General features: G+C 54.6%; 11 protein-coding genes. 7 read left to right on the top strand and 4 right to left on the bottom strand.

All coding sequences use genetic code 11. The annotated features are described in order from the left end of the window. Nucleotides 1–18: 18 nt before the first annotated feature. The gene (locus AC1DUO_RS10780; protein WP_013574146.1) at nucleotides 19–1182 is read right to left on the bottom strand and encodes an MFS transporter; all 1164 of its coding nucleotides are present in this window, start codon (nucleotides 1180–1182) and stop codon (nucleotides 19–21) included. A gap of 220 nt (nucleotides 1183–1402) precedes the next feature. Next, nucleotides 1403–2320, bottom strand: a complete 918-nt coding sequence (locus AC1DUO_RS10775; protein ID WP_013574145.1) for a LysR family transcriptional regulator — start codon at nucleotides 2318–2320, stop codon at nucleotides 1403–1405. A gap of 115 nt (nucleotides 2321–2435) precedes the next feature. Between AC1DUO_RS10775 and AC1DUO_RS10770 the strand changes: the two genes are divergently transcribed. Together AC1DUO_RS10770 and AC1DUO_RS10765 are read left to right on the top strand one after the other, a co-directional pair. Continuing rightward, complete coding sequence (locus AC1DUO_RS10770; RefSeq protein WP_013574144.1) at nucleotides 2436–3305, top strand: MBL fold metallo-hydrolase; 870 nt, start codon at nucleotides 2436–2438, stop codon at nucleotides 3303–3305. Nucleotides 3306–3497: 192 nt separating this feature from the next. Continuing rightward, complete coding sequence (locus AC1DUO_RS10765; protein ID WP_477987290.1) at nucleotides 3498–6275, top strand: RHS repeat-associated core domain-containing protein; 2778 nt, start codon at nucleotides 3498–3500, stop codon at nucleotides 6273–6275. Nucleotides 6276–6460: 185 nt separating this feature from the next. On the opposite strand, the gene AC1DUO_RS10760 is transcribed toward AC1DUO_RS10765, so the two are convergent. Next, entirely contained in the window at nucleotides 6461–7177 is a 717-nt protein-coding gene (locus tag AC1DUO_RS10760) for a tetratricopeptide repeat protein (protein ID WP_112152353.1), read from the bottom strand. Nucleotides 7178–7306: 129 nt separating this feature from the next. On the opposite strand from AC1DUO_RS10760, the gene AC1DUO_RS10755 reads away from it, so the two are divergent. Continuing rightward, nucleotides 7307–9061, top strand: coding sequence for an ABC transporter ATP-binding protein/permease (locus AC1DUO_RS10755; protein ID WP_477987287.1), 1755 nt, complete (start codon nucleotides 7307–7309; stop codon nucleotides 9059–9061). A 183-nt stretch (nucleotides 9062–9244) separates the two neighbouring features. After that, the gene (locus tag AC1DUO_RS10750) at nucleotides 9245–9985 is read left to right on the top strand and encodes a GntR family transcriptional regulator (RefSeq protein WP_015689424.1); all 741 of its coding nucleotides are present in this window, start codon (nucleotides 9245–9247) and stop codon (nucleotides 9983–9985) included. A 6-nt stretch (nucleotides 9986–9991) separates the two neighbouring features. On the opposite strand, the gene AC1DUO_RS10745 is transcribed toward AC1DUO_RS10750, so the two are convergent. Further along, entirely contained in the window at nucleotides 9992–11593 is a 1602-nt protein-coding gene (locus AC1DUO_RS10745; protein ID WP_013574140.1) for a PTS transporter subunit EIIC, read from the bottom strand. A 618-nt stretch (nucleotides 11594–12211) separates the two neighbouring features. On the opposite strand from AC1DUO_RS10745, the gene AC1DUO_RS10740 reads away from it, so the two are divergent. From AC1DUO_RS10740 to AC1DUO_RS10730, 3 genes are read left to right on the top strand one after another with little or no spacing between them, the layout of a single operon-like run. Continuing rightward, entirely contained in the window at nucleotides 12212–13345 is a 1134-nt protein-coding gene (locus AC1DUO_RS10740; RefSeq protein WP_223510331.1) for an efflux RND transporter periplasmic adaptor subunit, read from the top strand. 9 nt (nucleotides 13346–13354) lie between these two features. Beyond that, nucleotides 13355–16504, top strand: a complete 3150-nt coding sequence (locus AC1DUO_RS10735) for an efflux RND transporter permease subunit (protein WP_013574138.1) — start codon at nucleotides 13355–13357, stop codon at nucleotides 16502–16504. Next, complete coding sequence (locus tag AC1DUO_RS10730) at nucleotides 16497–17900, top strand: efflux transporter outer membrane subunit (RefSeq protein WP_013574137.1); 1404 nt, start codon at nucleotides 16497–16499, stop codon at nucleotides 17898–17900. The genes AC1DUO_RS10735 and AC1DUO_RS10730 overlap by 8 nt, the downstream gene beginning before the upstream one ends. Nucleotides 17901–17910 lie beyond the last annotated feature (10 nt).

Genomic DNA, 17910 nt, shown 5'->3' with positions numbered 1-17910 from the left:
ATTTTTTTAGCGGCTGAATTACGCGGCCGCTTTTTCCGCTTTCTTCGCCGCACGGCGGAAAGTGATCACACACAGTACGAAGCCGATAGCGCCGAGTGCGCCCGCCGCCAGCGGCACAGTGCTCAGTCCCATTCCGCGTTCAATCACCGCGCCGCCCACCCAGGCACCCAGCGCATTGCCCACGTTAAACGCCGCAATGTTCAGGGTCGACACCAGGTTTGGCGCGTTTTTGCCATAGGTCACCACGTTAACCTGCAAGGCAGGCACCGCGGCAAAGTTCACCATCGCCCAGATAAACAGCGTGATTTCCGCCGCCACCAGATGAACGCTGGTGTAGCTGAACAGCACGGAGAATATGGCGATCATCAGGAAAGTCAGGGTCAGCGAGATACCCAGACGCCAGTCCGCCAGACGCCCGCCCAGCACGTTACCGATGGTCAGACCGAGGCCGATCAGCAGCAGCGTCCAGCTGACACCGTGCTCAGACACGCCGGTAATTTGCGTCAGGATAGGCGCGATATACGTGAACAGCGCGAACATCGCGGCAGCAAAGAAAATAGTGATCGACAGCGACAGCCATAATCCCAGGCTACCCAGCGCACGGATTTCCTTACGCAGATCAGTCGGCTCTTCTTCTTTCTTATCCGGCAGCTTTTTATAGAGTGCGAACAGTGAGGCCACGCCAATCACCGCCACCACCCAGAAGGTTGAACGCCAGCCGAAAGCCTGTCCGAGCGCAGTACCGAGCGGAACGCCCAGCACGTTAGCCAGTGTCAGGCCGGTGAACATCAGCGCAACCGCTGAAGCACGACGGTTAGGCGCCACCAGACTTGCCGCTACCACCGCGCCAATCCCGAAGAAGGCACCATGACACAGCGCGGTGATCACGCGCGCCAGCATCAGGAAATCGTAGCTGTACGACAGCGCGCACATCACGTTGCCAATAATAAAGATGCTCATCAGCAGCAGCAGGGTGTTCTTGCGCGGCAGTTTTGCCGTCAGCACGGCCATGATCGGTGCCCCGATTGCCACACCCAGCGCGTATCCGCTGATTAACCAGCCTGCAGAAGGAATACTGACATTCAGATCCCCCGCCACGTTGGGGAGCAGCCCCATGATGACGAATTCAGTGGTACCGATGGCAAACGCGCTGAGCGCCAGTGCCAGGAGTGCGACAGGCATAAAAACTCCGGATATTTTTAGTGATGAGTAAAGGCACCGGCATTGCGCCGGATGGGTTTAAATACCACGTTGATCACACTTTTGACCAGACGCAGTCTGTGCCCTTGCTGCCTGAAAAACACCCGATATCAGGATTAATCTTTACATAACAATACATTGCAGGGAATGCGCGGAAGACGAAAAAGGGACCGATTCCACTGGCTTATTCCCTGCCGGTGACTCAGCGTTTTTCTTCTGTCAGCGACAGCCAGCGCGGATGGCCTTTGAACCATTCCACCAGAAAATCGAGCAGCGCTCGCAACGCCGCCGGCATTTGCCGCCGGGACATGTAAATCGCATAAATCCCCATTTCCTGTGGCTGCCACCCGCTGAGTAAGGCGACGAGCTGGCCGCTGGCAATCAGCGGTGCCGCCGAATAATAAGGCTGCATGACGATTCCCGCGCCTTCCACTGCCCCGGTCAGCAGCACCAGCGATTCATTGGCGCTCAGATTTCCGCTCACCGGAATCGCGACCTGTTCACCCTGCCGTGCAAACTGCCACAGGCTTTTGCCGAACCAGGTGTACGTCAGGCAGTTGTGGACTGCCAGATCCTGCGGATGCTGCGGCGTACCCTGCGCGGCCAGATAAGCCGGAGACGCGCAGACGACCGACGGACACAGCGCCAGTGGCCGGGCGATCAGGTTCGGATCCAGATCGTTAGTGATGCGCAGCGCCAGATCGATCCGGTCTTCCACCAGATTGATCGCCCGGCTTTCCAGCTGAAGATCGATACTGACCTGCGGATGTCGGCGCAAAAATTCACTGACCGCAATCACCACCGCACCCTGCCCGAAAGATTGTGAGCAACTCAGACGCAGCAAACCGCGCAACGCTTCATCGCCCGTATCCGCCACGCTGCTCATTTCCGCCGCCACCGACAGCATTTTCCGGCAACGCGCCAGCGTGTTTTCGCCCGCATCCGTCAGGCTGAGTTTGCGGGTGGAGCGGTGCAGCAGGCGCGCGCCCGACCACTTTTCCATCTCCGACAGATAACGTGTCACCATCGCCCGCGACATATTCAGCGATTCGGCAGCACTGACCATGCTTCCCCGTTCAACAATGGCAACAAACACTTGTGCAGCGGTAATTCTGTCCATGATTCGTCCGGTTTATGCAACAAACAGTTGCGCATTATCCGGTTTTTCCCGCGGATTATGCAACGTACAGTAGAGTCTTACTGAATGTGATTATTTACGTCTCTGAGGAAAACCCATGCAACTGAAACATCTGACTCTGATCGCCGCCCTGCTGGGCAGCAGCCTGTCCGCTCACGCCGCCAGTGCACTGAAAATGGACGTGTATAACCCCGGTGAAAAAAGCGTTTTCCCGGTTTCTTCTGAAATCATTACCGGCGATAAAGAAGCGGTTCTGATCGACGCGCAGTTCCAGCGCAATGACGCAGAAAAACTGGTGGAAATGATCAAGGCGACCGGCAAGAAACTGACGACGGTGTACATCAGCCAGTCCGACCCGGATTACTACTTCGGGCTGGATGTCATCCATGCCGCGTTCCCGGACGCCAAAATCGTGGCAACGCAGGCCACCATCGACCAGATCAACGCCAGCAAAGACGGCAAAGTCGCTTTCTGGGGACCGCAGTTGAAAGACAATGCGCCAAAATCTGTTGTGGTTCCTGAACCGCTGAAAGGCACGACCTTTGAACTCGAAGGCCATAAGTTTGAGGTTCAGGGCGTAGATAAAGAACGGACGTTTGTCTGGATCCCGTCGCTGAAAGCGGTAGTGGGCGGCGTGCTGGTGAATGGCAATAACATGCATGTCTGGACAGCAGATACGCAGACGCCGAAATCCCGTAAACAGTGGGTAGAAGCGCTCAATGAAATTACCGGTCTTAATCCGCAAGTCGTTGTACCGGGACATTTCCTGCCGGGCGCGCCAAAAACGCTGGAATCGGTGGAATTCACCCGCCAGTATCTGCTGACGCTGGAAAAAGAATTACCGAAAGCGAAAGATTCTGCCGCGCTTATCGCCGCGATGAAAAAACATTATCCGCAACTGAAAGACGATTCTTCATTACAACTGAGTGCGAAAGTATTGAAGGGCGAAATGAAGTGGCCGCAATAAATATTGTTTCTCCTTTTTAATGACGAATTCAGAGGTACCGATGGCAAACGAGCATTGAGGGTGCTGAGCTCACAGCCCCGAAATGCTCGTGGGTTAACCCCCCGTAAGCTAAGTTCATAAGGTTCTGCGCGCATAAGCTAAAATTATCTCTGATGTGTACCTTACACATCGCTGAAGATAACGGAGCTTATTATGAATGTCTCATTATTTGGCCAAACCCCTGCCATCACGGTGCTTGATAACCGTGGTCTCTACGCCCGTAACATCACCTATCACCGCCATCCCGACACACCAGAAGAGACGGACGAACGTATCATGCGCCATCAGTACAATACCGGGGGCTTCCTGACACAAAGCAGTGACCCGCGTCTGTACGGATTCGGGCAGGCAAATTTTATCTATCGAAATGACCTCTCCGGTCATGTCCTGCGCGCACAGAGCGCCGATGCGGGCATCTCGGTGACACTCAATGACATAGCGGGCCGGATCCGTATGGCTGGATCCAGCATCAGAATTGATGACAAGGGTCGGGAGGACATCAGTCAGGCAGTCTTCCGCACCCGGCAGTATGAGGGGAATACACTGCCAGGCCGTCCTCTGAGTGTGACGGAAATAACTGCTGACGGCATATCCAGAGTGAGCGAACGGTTTGTGTATGCTAAAAACTCACAGGCAGAAAAGGACGTGAATCTGGCTGGCGAGTGCACCCACCATTACGATCAGGCGGGTTTGTTACAGACCAACAGTATGTCCGTAAGCAATGTCGCGCTGTCAGTAAGCCGCCGGTTGCTGAAGGATGCAGATAACCCCGCCACAGTGGCTGACTGGCAGGGAGACACTATCACTGCCTGGAATGTACGGCTGGATGAAGTGCGCCATACCACCCTGAGCACGGTGGATGCCACCACATCGGTATTAACCACCCTTGATGCCGCAGGTAACCGGCAGCGGGTGGCGTATGATATTGCGGGTATGCTGAAAGAAAGCTGGCTGACCCTGAAAAACGCTGAAGAGCAGGTTATCGTCAAATCTCTGACCTATTCTGCCGCCGGGCAAAAATTACGCGAGGAGCACGGTAATGGCATTGTGACCACTTACTTCTACGAAGCGACAACACAACGCCTGACAGGAATGAAAACCGAGCGCCCGGCAGGACATGCCGCCGGAGCAAAAGTACTGCAAGACCTGCGTTATGCGTATGATCCGGTGGGCAACGTAACCACCGTCAGCAATGATGCTGAAGAAACCCGTTTCTGGCGCAATCAGAGAGTAAAACCTGAAAATGCCTATACTTATGACAGCCTTTATCAGCTGGTGAAAGCCACCGGACGCGAGATGGCTAATGCCGGTCAGCAAAGCAGTCATTTTTCATCCAGCCCCCTTGCCCTTCCTGCCGATAACTCAGCGTATACCCTTTATACCCGCACCTACACCTACGATACCGCTGGCAACCTGACAGAAATCCGACACAGTGCTCCGGCCACCAACACTTATTACACCACCTCAATCACGGTCAGCAACCGCAGCAACCGCGGAGTATTGAGCACGCTGACCAACAACCCCGAAGAAGTTGAAGCATGGTTCACGGCAGCCGGATATCAGATGCAACTACAACCGGGTCAGGATCTGACCTGGACGCCGCAGGGCGAACTCCTGACGGTGACGACAGTCTTGCGGGACGCGGGTGACAATGACGGCGAGAATTACCGCTATGACAGCATGAGTCAGCGCATTCTGAAAGTCAGTAAACGCAAAACAGGTGATACGCAGCAGACGCAGCACGTAACCTACTTGCCCGGTCTGGAGCAGAGGCTCTCTCTCACCGGCAGTACCGGGACAGAAAGCCGCCACACCATCATCGTGGGCGAAGCGGGACGCGCTCAGGTACGGATACTCCACTGGGAAAGCGGATTGCCCGCTGGCATGACCAACGATCAGGTGCGTTACAGCATTGACAATCTGACCGGCAGTAGCGGACTCGAGCTGGACGGCAAAGGCGAGATCATCAGTCTGGAAGAATATTATCCCTATGGCGGCACAGCATTGTGGGCTGCCCGCAGTCAGATAGAAGCTGAATATAAAACTGTCCGCTACTCCGGCAAAGAACGGGATGCAACGGGTCTGTATTATTACGGATATCGTTATTATCAGCCGTGGGCGGGCCGCTGGCTGAGCGCTGACCCCGCAGGAACGGTGGATGGCCTGAATCTATTCAGGATGAATAAAAATAATCCGGTAACGTTTTATGACAGTGACGGTAAAAAGCCTGTCGCGGGCAATGATGATTACAAAATTATCGTTGATACCGATGTTAAAGAGCTTTTCAGGGCCGATGGCCGCAGTCCGGAAGAGATAGTAAAAGCGGGAGGGTTCTCAAATGCCGTCAGTATTCATGATGCTGGCACATTGGGCCAATATCATAACGGCGAAGCGGCTGAACCTATTATCTATACAGCAGAAACGGCGCTGGGAATGAAAGACTTTGCGAATCAAATGCCCGGAGAGAAATACTTTTATCAGATTGACGCCGTGAACCTGCGGGTTGCCAGTTACGAAAAAAACTTTGCGACGTTGACGGCCAGAAAGAATCTGGTCCAGCATTTAAAACAACAGAAGAGTTTAATGGACAAGATTCTCAATGAAGGATGGGAAACGATGGATGAGAAAACGTTAAGGGACAAAATCTCTGATGTCAGTAATCCGGAATCCTGGCGTTCACTGACCACAGGTGTCAATGAAGCTCATGTTATTGGAGAACCCGAGCAATTGTTAACGGCGGCGCAATTGTCTCAGGGGGAAAATTCACCCATCATCCCGCTCGATCGCATTACCGTTATAGGTAAACGTTCGGAAGGAATATGGTCCGACAAAGGAAAACATATAAAACTGGCGAGTATGCAAGCCGGAAATGAACCCGCAGCAAACCTATCGCCAAAAAGCCGCCGCCGCGTATTATCACACGCCGACTGAACAGCCGGTTGACATAAGCGCAGAGACAGGGATTTAAGTCGTCAGAATGTCAGATAAAAAGATGGGTGCAATGTTCCGCGCTCATCTTTTATTCCTGAAGGCCCCCTCAGCCGGTACTGGTTTTTCTCAGCAAACGGTCAGGAGATTACAATCAGCGTCTGGCAATAATACAGACGCCTGGCAGGCTACTGCATCACCCGCACAAATTCGCCTTCGGCCTGCACGTTGTGACCGAAACCGCAGTCATTGGTGGTGTGAAGTTTAACGCTCCGGGGTGCGAAATTCATGTCCACGCTACACTCGCCGCCACCGGCGGAGGCATCATCGGCTTCGTGGTAAACCGCGTGATTATCCTTGATTGCCGTCACCACCGAAAAATCGCCGGTATTCGGGCCGTAATACAGTGACATCTGCCCCATGTATAACCCGCTGAAATCGATTTTAAACTGCGCTTCTTCGGCTTTCACTTCAACGATATTCCAGCTACCAAACCCGGCATATTGCCAGTAAATCCCTGCCGGACTTTCGGCTGGCGGCAAGGCATCCAGTTTTGGCTGCATCTGACTCAGGTTGTATTGTGATTTTTTGTCAGCAGGTGCCAGCATCAGCCAGGCCTTGGCTTTCAGATAATCGCCCTGCTTTATGTAGGTCAACGCAATGTTGTTGTAGGCCGTGGCAATCTGGTCCTGCGGCTTATGGCAAAACTCGCTCCAGGCGACCTGATTACGAAAAATTTCCCGGGCTTTGCCCATATCACCCTGCTGATAAGCCACTTTTCCGGCAGCGGCATAAATCCCGGCTTTAACACAATCGGCGTCGATATCCGGTTCATCAATCTGGGCAAACGCCTGAACACTGGCAAAACATCCTGCCACCAGCAGTAAATTCACTGCGACTTTCATCAAACATCCTTCTACTTTTGTGGTCTACAGAGCTTCGTGCTGGAAAAACATCCTTACAAGTGGCTCATTGCCCTATCGCACTGAGCCACTCATTCTGGGATGATTGGCTTTACAACATATCGATTACACATGGCTATTATGACTAAAAAACCTGGGAAATCGGCGCAATGGGGCGCCGTCTGGCAGTTAATTAAGCCTTACTGGCGCTCAGAAGAAAAGTGGCGTGCCTGGAGCATGTTGACCACAATCATCATCCTTTCGCTGGCCGGTGTGTACCTCAGCGTACAGTTTAACGAATGGAACCGTGTCTTTTATGACGCGCTGCAAAACAGAAACTATCCGGTTTTCAAAGCCCAGCTGTGGAAATTTACCTGGCTGGCGCTGTTGTTCATCGTTATCGCCATCTACAGAGTGTATCTGACGCAGGGTCTGCAAATGAGCTGGCGGCGCTGGATGACTGAAGAGTATATGGAGAAGTGGCTGACCAATCACGCCTATTATTACACGGAGTATCAGCATCAGGTGGATAACCCCGATCAGCGTATTTCCGATGACCTGAATGCCCTGACCAGCGGGACACTTTCTCTGGTGCTCGGTCTGCTGTCGAGCGTGGTGACGCTGTTCTCCTTCGTATTTATTTTGTGGTCGATCAGCGGGCCGCTGAACTTTATGCTCGCGGGCCATCACGTTGAAATCCCCGGCTACATGCTGTGGTTCGCGCTGCTCTATGCCGCCATTGGTTCCTTCATTATCTGGTATATCGGTAAACCCCTGGTAAGACTCGGGTTTAATCAGGAATGGTTCGAGGCGAACTTCCGTTTTGGCCTGATCCGTATTCGTGAAAACAGCGACGCGATCGCGCTGTATCACGGTGAAAAAAACGAGCACGATCAGCTGACCGGCAAGTTTGAATCCATCAAAACCAACTGGTGGTCTATCATGCGCGTCACCCGTCGCCTGAACGTGGCATCCAACTTTTACGCGCAGTTTGCCAATATTTTCCCGATCCTGGTGGCGTCACCGCGCTATTTCGCCGGCGCGATCCAGATGGGTGCGCTGATGCAGATTGCTTCCGCGTTCGGTCAGGTGCAGGGCGCGTTGTCCTGGTTCATCGATGCCTTTACCGATCTGGCAAACTGGAAAGCCACGGTTAACCGTCTTGCCGGTTTCAATGYGGCAATCGATCAGGTTAACGCTCAGCCGCGCGGCATCAGCGTAGGCAAAAGCACCGAACACGCCTTACAGCTTGATAAACTGACGCTGAACCTGCCGAACGGGAATCCGCTGTTTTGCAATATTTCTGCTGCCATGCAACCGGGCGAACGCGTGCTGATTGCCGGGCCTTCCGGTTGTGGTAAATCAACGTTGCTGCGTGCGATTGCCGGTATCTGGCCTTACGGCTCAGGCAATATTGCGCTGGCAGAAGGTAAGCGTTATCTGTTCCTGCCACAGCGCAGTTACATTCCGATTGGCACATTGCGCGATGCGCTCAGTTATCCTGACGCCAGCCGTGAATATACGGATGAACAACTGCAACAGGTGCTGACGCAATGTCGTCTGTCACATCTGGCGGCGGTAGAAATTCTGGATGATTACGCCAACTGGAGCCAGCGCCTCTCGCCGGGTGAACAGCAGCGGCTCTCCTTTGCCCGTGCGCTGTTGATCAAACCCGATACGCTGTTCCTCGACGAAGCCACCAGCGCACTGGATGACGAAACCGAACAACAGGTATACGCTCTGCTGCTGAGCGAATTGCCGGAAACGTCAGTTATCAGTGTGGCACACCGTAATTCGGTCGCGAAATACCATCAGCACTGCTGGCGGTTCAAAAATCAGGAAAATGGCCCGTGCGGATTCACCTCCACGGCGCTGTTGCCTGAATAACGCCTGACGCCACCGGAAAGTGGTTTCAAAATGCAGAAAGGTTGCTGATGTCAGCAACCTTTATTTTTTGTGTGTGCTGAAACCCATTTTGAGCAGAAAACCAACAGGGTGGCTGGCTGCTTTGTATAGCTGACTATACAATTATTCTTAAGTGAAATTTAAAAGGGTCGGAGGTAAGGGTTAATGAAGATAGACAAAAATTCGTTCACGCCGCTTTATCTGCAAATTGAGCAGCAACTTACCGAAAAAATCAGCACCGGCGAAATCCGCCCCGGAGATCCGATCCCGACCGAAGCCGCCATGTGCGAAATCTATGGTGTCTCGCGCATGACCGCGCGAAAAGCTGTGGATTATCTGGTGCGTCAGGGGCGTGTGGCCCGTTTTCGCGGTCGCGGCACCTTTGTCGTTGAGCCGCCAAAGCAGCAAAAAATCATTCTGCCGCTCGACCGGCATCTCACCGCCAGCGAAGTCGCCCAGGAAAATAATCAGCGCATTGAAAATCAGGTGCTGGAATTTCGCCGTATGCCTGCCAGTGAAGACATTGCCCGCGAACTGAATATTCCCGCCGGTACTGAAGTTTATTTTATGATCCGCCTGCGTCTGCTCGGTGATGAGCCGTTTGTGTATGAACAATGCTGGATGCTGTGCGACCGGTTCCCGGATATCACGCGCGCCGCCATGACATCGTCAAAATATGCTTATATTCGCTCGAAAGGTTTCCAGCCTGCGGGCAGCACCAAACTGATTTCGGCAGAACTGCCGTCCAACGAGATACGCGTCGCGCTCAACCTGTCACGCGACCAGCCGGTGCTGCATTCCCACGCGATTGTGTCGTTCACTGACGGCACGCTGTTTGAAGTGTCTGATGTCTACTACAACCAGAAAAACTATGGCTTCAGCGTCCATGCCAAAGTGAAAGCTTAAGCGCCGTCAGGCAATGCCCGACAACTCCGCCTTCACCAGATTCGCCACCTGTTCAACCTGCGGGCCATAGATCACATGCACATCCGTTTCGGTGATGCGTTTCACCCCCATCGCGCCGGTTTTCATTAATGTGCCATCCTGTATCTGAGTCATATCTTTGACCTTCACGCGCAGGCGGGTGAAACAGCAATCGACCGCCGTAATATTCCCCTCGCCGCCCAGTCCGATGATGATATTTTTGGTTTTTTCGCCCGTGCCCTGCGCCGGTTTTGCGCGTTCTTCGGCATCATTTTCATCCTCACGCCCCGGCGTTTTTACCTGCATCCGCAGAATGACCCAGCGGAACGTGAAGTAATACAGTGGCGCGTAGATGATGCCGAGGATCAGCGGATACCACCAGTGCGTGCGGCTGCCGCCGAGCACACCGAAGATCAGGAAGTCGATCGCCCCGCCCTGCACGTTACCGATCATCACATGCAGCATTTGCATCAGCACGAACGACAACCCCGTCAGCACCGCATGCAGGAAATACAGCACCGGCGAAACGAAAATAAAGCAGAACTCCAGCGGTTCAGTGATCCCGGTGGTAAATGACGCCAGTGCGCCCGCCAGCATCAGCGCTTTCACGCGGCCTTTATGTTCCGGCCGCGCGCAGTGATACATCGCCAGCGCCGCCGCCGGTAACCCGAACATCATCACCGGGATTTTCCCCTGCGCCAGGAAGCGCGTCGCCTGCTGCGTGACCGCATCGGAGATCGTGCCCGGATTGGCCAGCGCGGCATTAAAGATATTCAGCGCGCCGACAATACTCTGGTTATCCACCGTGGTGACACCGCCGATGGGGGTAAAGCGCACGGTTTCATTAATGATGTGATGCAAACCGGTCGGGATCAGCAAACGTTCTGAGGTGGCATAAATAAAGGTGCCGATCTCGCCCGTGCGCCCGATAAGCTCGCCGATCCACTGGATCCCCTGGGCGATCGTCGGCCAGATCAGCGACATCAGCACACCGACGATCGGCAGCACCAGCACGGTGACAATTGGTACAAAACGCCGCCCGCCAAAAAACGCGATCGCCGTCGGCAGCACGATGGTATAGAAACGGTTGTGCAGCCACATGGTGATCAGGCCGACCAGCACCCCGCCCAGCACGCTCATGTTGTAGGTGAAAATCCCCAGCGTGTTGGTGAACTCGGCGGCGTAAATCATCGCGTCACTTTCGGTCATGCCTTTTGCCGTGAGTTTGGCGACCGTAATGGTTTCCGGCGTAATCCCCTGCGCCAGCAGGCTGTAATTAACCCCGACGTGCAGCCCGACAAAACCGATCACGGCGGAAAACGCCGCCGTGGCCTTCTCTGCATTAGCCAGCCCCATTGCCGTGGCGACCGCAAAAAACAACGGCAAATTAGCGAACAGCGCACCGGAGACCTGACGGATAAAGCCGATGACCAGTTGCAATGTTTTCATCTGGGTAAAGGTTTCACCGGTGACCGCCGGATTCTGCAATGCGGCGGCCAGACCTAAGAAAATCCCGGCGGCGGCAATCACCGAGATAGGCGTCATCAGGGCTTTCCCCAGATCGTGAACCTTGCTGCCAAGTTTTATCATCTGTCTTCCCTCAATTCGCTGGCTAAAAATAAACCGTTAATTGAGTTAAGTTACAGAATGTATAGTTGTATAGACATAGCAGTCAGGAGTATGAAAGGGATCACAGTTTTGCGAGAGGAAAGCTGGCTGGCGGTGCAAAGGCAAAAAAAAGCCCACATCGGACTGTGGGCATGGGGGTTGCAACTGGCCGCTGTTCAAAACGGCTGGCAACAAGCAAATGTGAGAACTGCTCGTTCTCGGCCCTTAAGGTAACGGCTGCGGGCTTAATCCCTTAGTCTTTTCAGGTAAGGAGCAGGTTAAAATGTATAAATTTGTTTGATATGCATCACACTTTTTTAACACCTAACAATTCATTCACTTTTAGAACATCCCTCTGATAATTATTCTTATGGCCTATTAATTAGTTTACTAAGTAATGACTTTCCTGCCATTTTCCACTGCACGAAAAGATTAAAACCTTACAATAACAAGGGATTATGTAGCAACATTATCCTCATATTTTGAAATATAGAAACATGGGTGATGACAATATCCTTACACCGGGAAATCAGGCGCTCTCGTATAGTGAAGGACTTGTTGAGAATGGTTATTCTCAATTCCCCCAAAAGAGTGGATTCTATGCGCCTGAAGTTACTTTCTGTCAGTACAGTGGTACTGCTTTCCGCATGTGATGGTTCTGCCAGTTCTGCTTCCCCGGCAGCACAGGCTCCTGCGGTGAATATCGTTACTTTGCACAGCCAGCCCGTCGCCCTCACCACCAGTCTGCCCGGCCGCACCACGGCGGTTCGCAGCGCGGAAGTCCGTCCGCAGGTGAGCGGCGTGATCCAAAAACGTCTGTTTGTGGAAGGCAGCGAAGTCAAAGCCGGTCAGCAGCTTTATCAGATTGATCCGTCAACCTATCAGGCCGCTTTCGATCGCGCGATGGCGACCTGGAAAAGCGCCGACGCCACCGCCCGCCGCTATAAACCGCTGGTTGAAGCGCAGGCGGTCAGCCGTCAGCAATATGATGATGCCGTGGCCGCCGAGCGCGAAGCCGCAGCAGATGTCGAGACCGCCCGTGTCAATCTGCAATACACCAAAGTGTACGCGCCGATTTCCGGCCATATTGGCCGCTCGCTGTATACCGAAGGTGCTCTGGTGACCAGCGGCCAGACGGCATATCTGACCACTATCGATCAGCTCAATCCTATCTATGTTGACGTCAATGAATCCTCACAAGATTTGCTGAAACTGCGTCGCGCGCTGGCTTCCGGTAAGTTGCAATCCGCCGGTGACAACGCCGCGCAGGCCACCCTGACGCTGGAAGATGGCAGCAAATACGCCCTGCCGGGCAAGCTGGAATTCTCCGAAGTCACCGTGTCGCAAAGTACCGGTTCCGTTACCCTGCGGGCCTCTTTCCCGAACCCGCACGACGAACTGCTGCCGGGTATGTTTGTTCACGCCCAGTTACAACAAGGCATTGATGACAAAGGTATTCTGGTACCGCAGGAAGCCATCATGCATGACGTCAAAGGTGCGCCTTATGTGTATGTGGTGAAAGCCGACAGCACCGTTGAGCAGCGTTCCATCACCACCGGTCAGATGATGAACGGTAACTGGTTAGTCAGTCAGGGTCTGAATGACGGCGACAAAGTGATCACCGACGGATTACAGAACGTCAGGCCGGGCGCCAAAGTCAACGCCACCGAGCGTAAAGCCAGTGCCCCTGCCGAACAGGCTAATCTCGCGATGACCGATCCTTCCGCGCAATAGGTGAGCTGAATGTCTACTTTCTTTATTAACCGCCCCATATTCGCCTGGGTTGTCGCCATCGTCATCATGCTCGCCGGTGCGCTGTCGATCATGAAACTGCCGATCAGCCAGTACCCGAATATCGCGCCTCCGGCGATTTCCGTCAGCGTCACCTATCCGGGTGCGTCTGCGGAAACCGCCCAGAACACCGTAGTTCAGGTCATTGAACAGCAACTGAACGGGCTGGATAACCTGCGCTATATCGAATCGCAAAGTAACAGCGACGGCAGTGCCACAATCATTGCCACCTTTGATCAGGGTACTAACCCGGATATCGCGCAGGTTCAGGTACAGAACAAAGTGTCGCTGGCCGAATCGCAACTGCCGACCGAAGTGGTCAATCAGGGGATCCGTATTGCCAAATATCAGGCCAACTTCATGCTGCTGGTCAGCCTGATTTCGACCGACGGTAAAATGAGTAACTCGGATCTGAGTAACCTGCTGGTGACCAAACTGGAAGACCCGATCGTACGTACCAAAGGCGTCGGCGACTTCCTGCTGCTCGGTTCAGAATACGCGATGCGTATCTGGCTCGACCCGGCAAAACTGTATAAATATCAGCTGGTCCCAAGTGATGTCAGCGCGGCGATTGAAGCGCAAAACGTACAGGTGTCGTCCGGTTCCCTCGGCGGCCTGCCGACGGTCAAAGACAGCAAACTCAGCGCCACGATCATTGGTAAAACCCGTTTCGACAGCATTCATCAGTTCAAAAACGTGCTGCTGAAAGTGAACGCCGACGGTTCTCAGGTGCGTCTCAGTGATGTCGGCAACGTGGATCTGGGGCCGGAAAGTTATTCCATCTCCTCCACGTTTAACGGCAGGCCCTCTACCGCTATCGCCCTGCGTCTGGCAAGCGGCGCGAACGTACTGGACACCGACAGAGCAGTAAGAGAAACCATCGCCGGGCTGGAAGATTCTCTGCCGGCTGGCGTGAAAGTCGAGTTCCCGTACCAGACCGCGCCGGTGGTCAGCGCATCGATTGAGGAAGTGGTGAAAACGCTGATCGAAGCCATCGTGCTGGTGTTCTGCGTGATGTTGCTGTTCCTGCAAAACCTGCGCGCAACGCTGGTCACCACGCTGGTGGTGCCGGTAGTGCTGCTCGGTACCTTCGGTATTCTGGCGGCAGCGGGGTATTCCATTAACACCCTGACCATGTTCGGGATGGTGCTGGCGATAGGCCTGCTGGTGGATGATGCCATCGTGGTGGTGGAAAACGTCGAACGTGTGATGACGGAAGAAAAGCTCTCGCCGAAAGACGCCACCATCAAATCGATGAAACAGATCCAGGGCGCGCTGTTTGGTATCGCGCTGGTGCTGTCTGCCGTACTGGTGCCGATGGCGTTCTTCGGTGGCTCAACCGGGATCATCTACCGTCAGTTCTCGATCACCATCGTATCCGCGATGGCGCTCTCCGTACTGATGGCGCTGATTTTCACCCCGGCGCTGTGCGCCACCATCATCAAACACAACGACGAAGAAAAATCGCAGAAAGGCTTTGCGGGCTGGTTTAACCGTAACTTCGACAAAGGCGCGATGCGCTACACCCGCGCCGTCGGCACGGTCATCTCACGCCGCCGTCTGTTTATGGGCATCTACCTGCTGATCGTGATCGCCACCGGCTTTATGTTCACCCGCGTGCCGACCACCTTCCTGCCGGATGAAGATCAGGCCGTGATGTTTGTTCAGGCGACGTTGCCCGCCAACGCCTCGGCGGAACGAACCCAGCAGGTGCTGGATAACGTCCGGGAATATCTGATGACGCAGGAAAGCGGCATCGTTTCTTCGGTGTTTACCGCCAATGGCTTCAGCTTCGCCGGACGAGGCCAGAACGTCGGGATTGCCTTCGTGCAGTTGAAAACCTGGGCCGACCGCCCGGCCGCCGCGCAAAAAGTTCAGGCGCTGGCCGGTCGTGCGATGGCGCATTTCGCCACCATCAAAGATGCCCGCGTATTTGCTTTCGTTCCGCCAGCCGTTATGGAACTGGGTAATGCCACCGGCTTCGACTTCTTCCTGCAAGACACCAACGGCAAGGGGCATGAAGCCCTGATGGCCGCGCGTAACCAGTTCCTGCAAATGGCGTCACAGGACAAACGCCTGATGGCTGTGCGCCCGAACGGGATGGAAGATGAACCGCAATATCAGCTGGAAATTGACGATGAACGGGCGCAGGCGCTGGGTCTGAGCCTCGACGACATCAACAACACCTTGTCAGCGGCCTGGGGTTCAGCGTATGTGAACCAGTTCATGTACAACGACCGCGTGAAGCGTGTTTACATCCAGGGCAAGGCGGCTTCCCGCGTCACGCCTGAAGATCTGAACAACTGGTATTTCCGTAATTCCAGCGGCGATATGGTGCCGTGGAGCGCCTTCGGCAGCGGCAAATGGGTGTACGGCTCACCGCGTTATGAACGTTTCAACGGCGTGTCTTCCGTCGAACTGATGGGTTCACCGGCACCGGGCTACAGCTCAGGCGATGCCAACGAGGCGGTGATGGAAATCGCGGCCAAACTGCCACCGGGTTACAAAGTGGCATGGCACGGCCTGAGCTACGAAGAGAAACTTTCCGGCTCACAAACACCGGCGCTTTACAGTCTGTCGATGATCGTGGTGTTCCTGTGTCTGGCGGCGCTGTACGAGAGCTGGTCAATTCCGTTCTCCGTCATGCTGGTGGTACCGCTGGGGATTTTAGGCACCATCGGTGCTGTGTTGCTGCGCGGGTTGTCGAATGATGTCTTCTTCCAGGTTGGCCTGCTGACGACCGTCGGGCTGGCGGCGAAGAACGCCATATTGATTGTTGAGTTCGCCAAGGAGCTGCATGAGAACGAAGGGATGTCGGTGGCACAAGCGGCCATCGAAGCGGCCAAGCTGCGTATCCGGCCGATCATCATGACCTCAATGGCCTTCGTCCTCGGCGTATTCCCGCTGACCATTTCCAGCGGCGCGGGCGCGGGCAGCCAGCATTCCATCGGGACGGCGGTGGTCGGCGGCATGCTCACGGCCACCTTCCTGGCGATCTTCTTCGTGCCGATGTTCTACGTCACGGTTGTGAATCTGTTCACCCGCAAATCGAAAAAACACGATAAGGCGCTTCCTGCACCAGAGGCAACACACCATGAATAAACCGCATTTCGCGCTGTCGCTTATCGGCGCGTTTTCACTCACCCTGCTGGCCGGCTGTACGATGGAGCCGGATTATCAGCGCCCTGCGCTGCCGGTTGCCAGCAACTGGGACGGCGCCAAAACCGGTGCTGCGCAGGATATCGGCTGGAAAGCCTTCTTCAATCAACCGGCGATGAAGCAGCTGATTGGCATGTCCCTGGCTAACAACCGCGACCTTCGGGTCGCGGCATTAAACGTCGATACCGCCCGCGCTACCTTCCAGATTGACCGTGCCGCGCTGCTGCCGACACTCGACGCCAGCGCCGGTGAAACCAACCAGCACCTGCCGGGCGGATTGTATTCAACACAAACCAGCGGACCGGTGACGTATCAGCAATACAGCGCGAATCTGGGCGTAACGTCTTATGAGGTTGACCTGTTTGGCCGCTTACGCAGCCTGCGCGATCAGGGGCTGGAAACTTATCTGGCGACAGAAGCCACACAGCGCGCCACGCAAATTTCGCTGGTGGCTGAAGTCGCTTCCGGCTATCTGAGTCTGGCGGCGGATAACGATCTGCTAAAACTGGCGATCAGTACCGCCGACAGTCAGAAAAAATCTTACGAACTCACCAAACGCAGCTACGATTCCGGCATCGACACTTCACAGGATCTGGTGCAGGCCGAAACCACGGTGCGCGCGGCGCAGGCCGACATCGCCCAGTACACACGTCAGGTACGTCAGGACGTCAATGCACTGACACTGTTGGTCGGCACCACCATTCCACAGAGTTTGCTGGCGAACGCCACCCTGCAACAGGACTGGAAATTCCCGCAGACACCGGCCGGTTTGCCCTCTGATCTGCTGACCCGTCGTCCGGATATTATTTCCGCTGAACATACGCTGAAAGCGGCTAATGCCAATATCGGCGCGGCGCGTGCAGCGTTCTTCCCAAGCATTACGCTGACCGGCACGGCAGGCACAGAAAGCGGCAGCCTGAGTAAACTGTTCGACGGCGGCACCGGTGCCTGGTCATTTATGCCATCAGTTAATATCCCGATCTTCGACGGCGGCGTGAATCAGGCCAATCTCGACATCGCTAAAGACACCAAGAAAATTGATATCGCCAACTATGAGAAAGCGATTCAGACGGCGTTCAAGGAAGTCTCCGACGGCTTAGCCGGTCAGGCGACCTACAAAGATGAACTGCTGGCCCGCCAGCAGGACGCCGACGCCAATCAGCGCAACTACGATCTCTCGCAGATGCGCTTCAAAGGCGGTGTCGATAACTACCTGAGCGTACTGGTCGCCCAGCGCTCGCTGTATTCTGCTCAGCAAACGCTGATCACCACACAACTTGCCCAACTGAATCAGGACATCAGTTTGTATAAAGCGTTAGGAGGCGGCTGGAAGGAGTGATTTTTGAGTG

The sequence above is a fragment of the Rahnella sp. P4_A8 genome (assembly GCF_056402435.1).
Note: the sequence above shows the minus strand (reverse complement) of the source record. Positions and strands in the feature narration are given on the sequence as shown.

Bases quoted from the DNA above. Each gene is read 5' to 3' on its own strand.
- AC1DUO_RS10780 (WP_013574146.1), bottom strand. From the start codon at position 1,182: ATGCCTGTCGCACTCCTGGCACTGGCGCTCAGCGCGTTTGCCATCGGT.
- AC1DUO_RS10775 (WP_013574145.1), bottom strand. From the start codon at position 2,320: ATGGACAGAATTACCGCTGCACAAGTGTTTGTTGCCATTGTTGAACGG.
- AC1DUO_RS10770 (WP_013574144.1), top strand. From the start codon at position 2,436: ATGCAACTGAAACATCTGACTCTGATCGCCGCCCTGCTGGGCAGCAGC.
- AC1DUO_RS10765 (WP_477987290.1), top strand. From the start codon at position 3,498: ATGAATGTCTCATTATTTGGCCAAACCCCTGCCATCACGGTGCTTGAT.
- AC1DUO_RS10760 (WP_112152353.1), bottom strand. From the start codon at position 7,177: ATGAAAGTCGCAGTGAATTTACTGCTGGTGGCAGGATGTTTTGCCAGT.
- AC1DUO_RS10750 (WP_015689424.1), top strand. From the start codon at position 9,245: ATGAAGATAGACAAAAATTCGTTCACGCCGCTTTATCTGCAAATTGAG.
- AC1DUO_RS10745 (WP_013574140.1), bottom strand. From the start codon at position 11,593: ATGATAAAACTTGGCAGCAAGGTTCACGATCTGGGGAAAGCCCTGATG.
- AC1DUO_RS10740 (WP_223510331.1), top strand. From the start codon at position 12,212: ATGCGCCTGAAGTTACTTTCTGTCAGTACAGTGGTACTGCTTTCCGCA.
- AC1DUO_RS10735 (WP_013574138.1), top strand. From the start codon at position 13,355: ATGTCTACTTTCTTTATTAACCGCCCCATATTCGCCTGGGTTGTCGCC.
- AC1DUO_RS10730 (WP_013574137.1), top strand. From the start codon at position 16,497: ATGAATAAACCGCATTTCGCGCTGTCGCTTATCGGCGCGTTTTCACTC.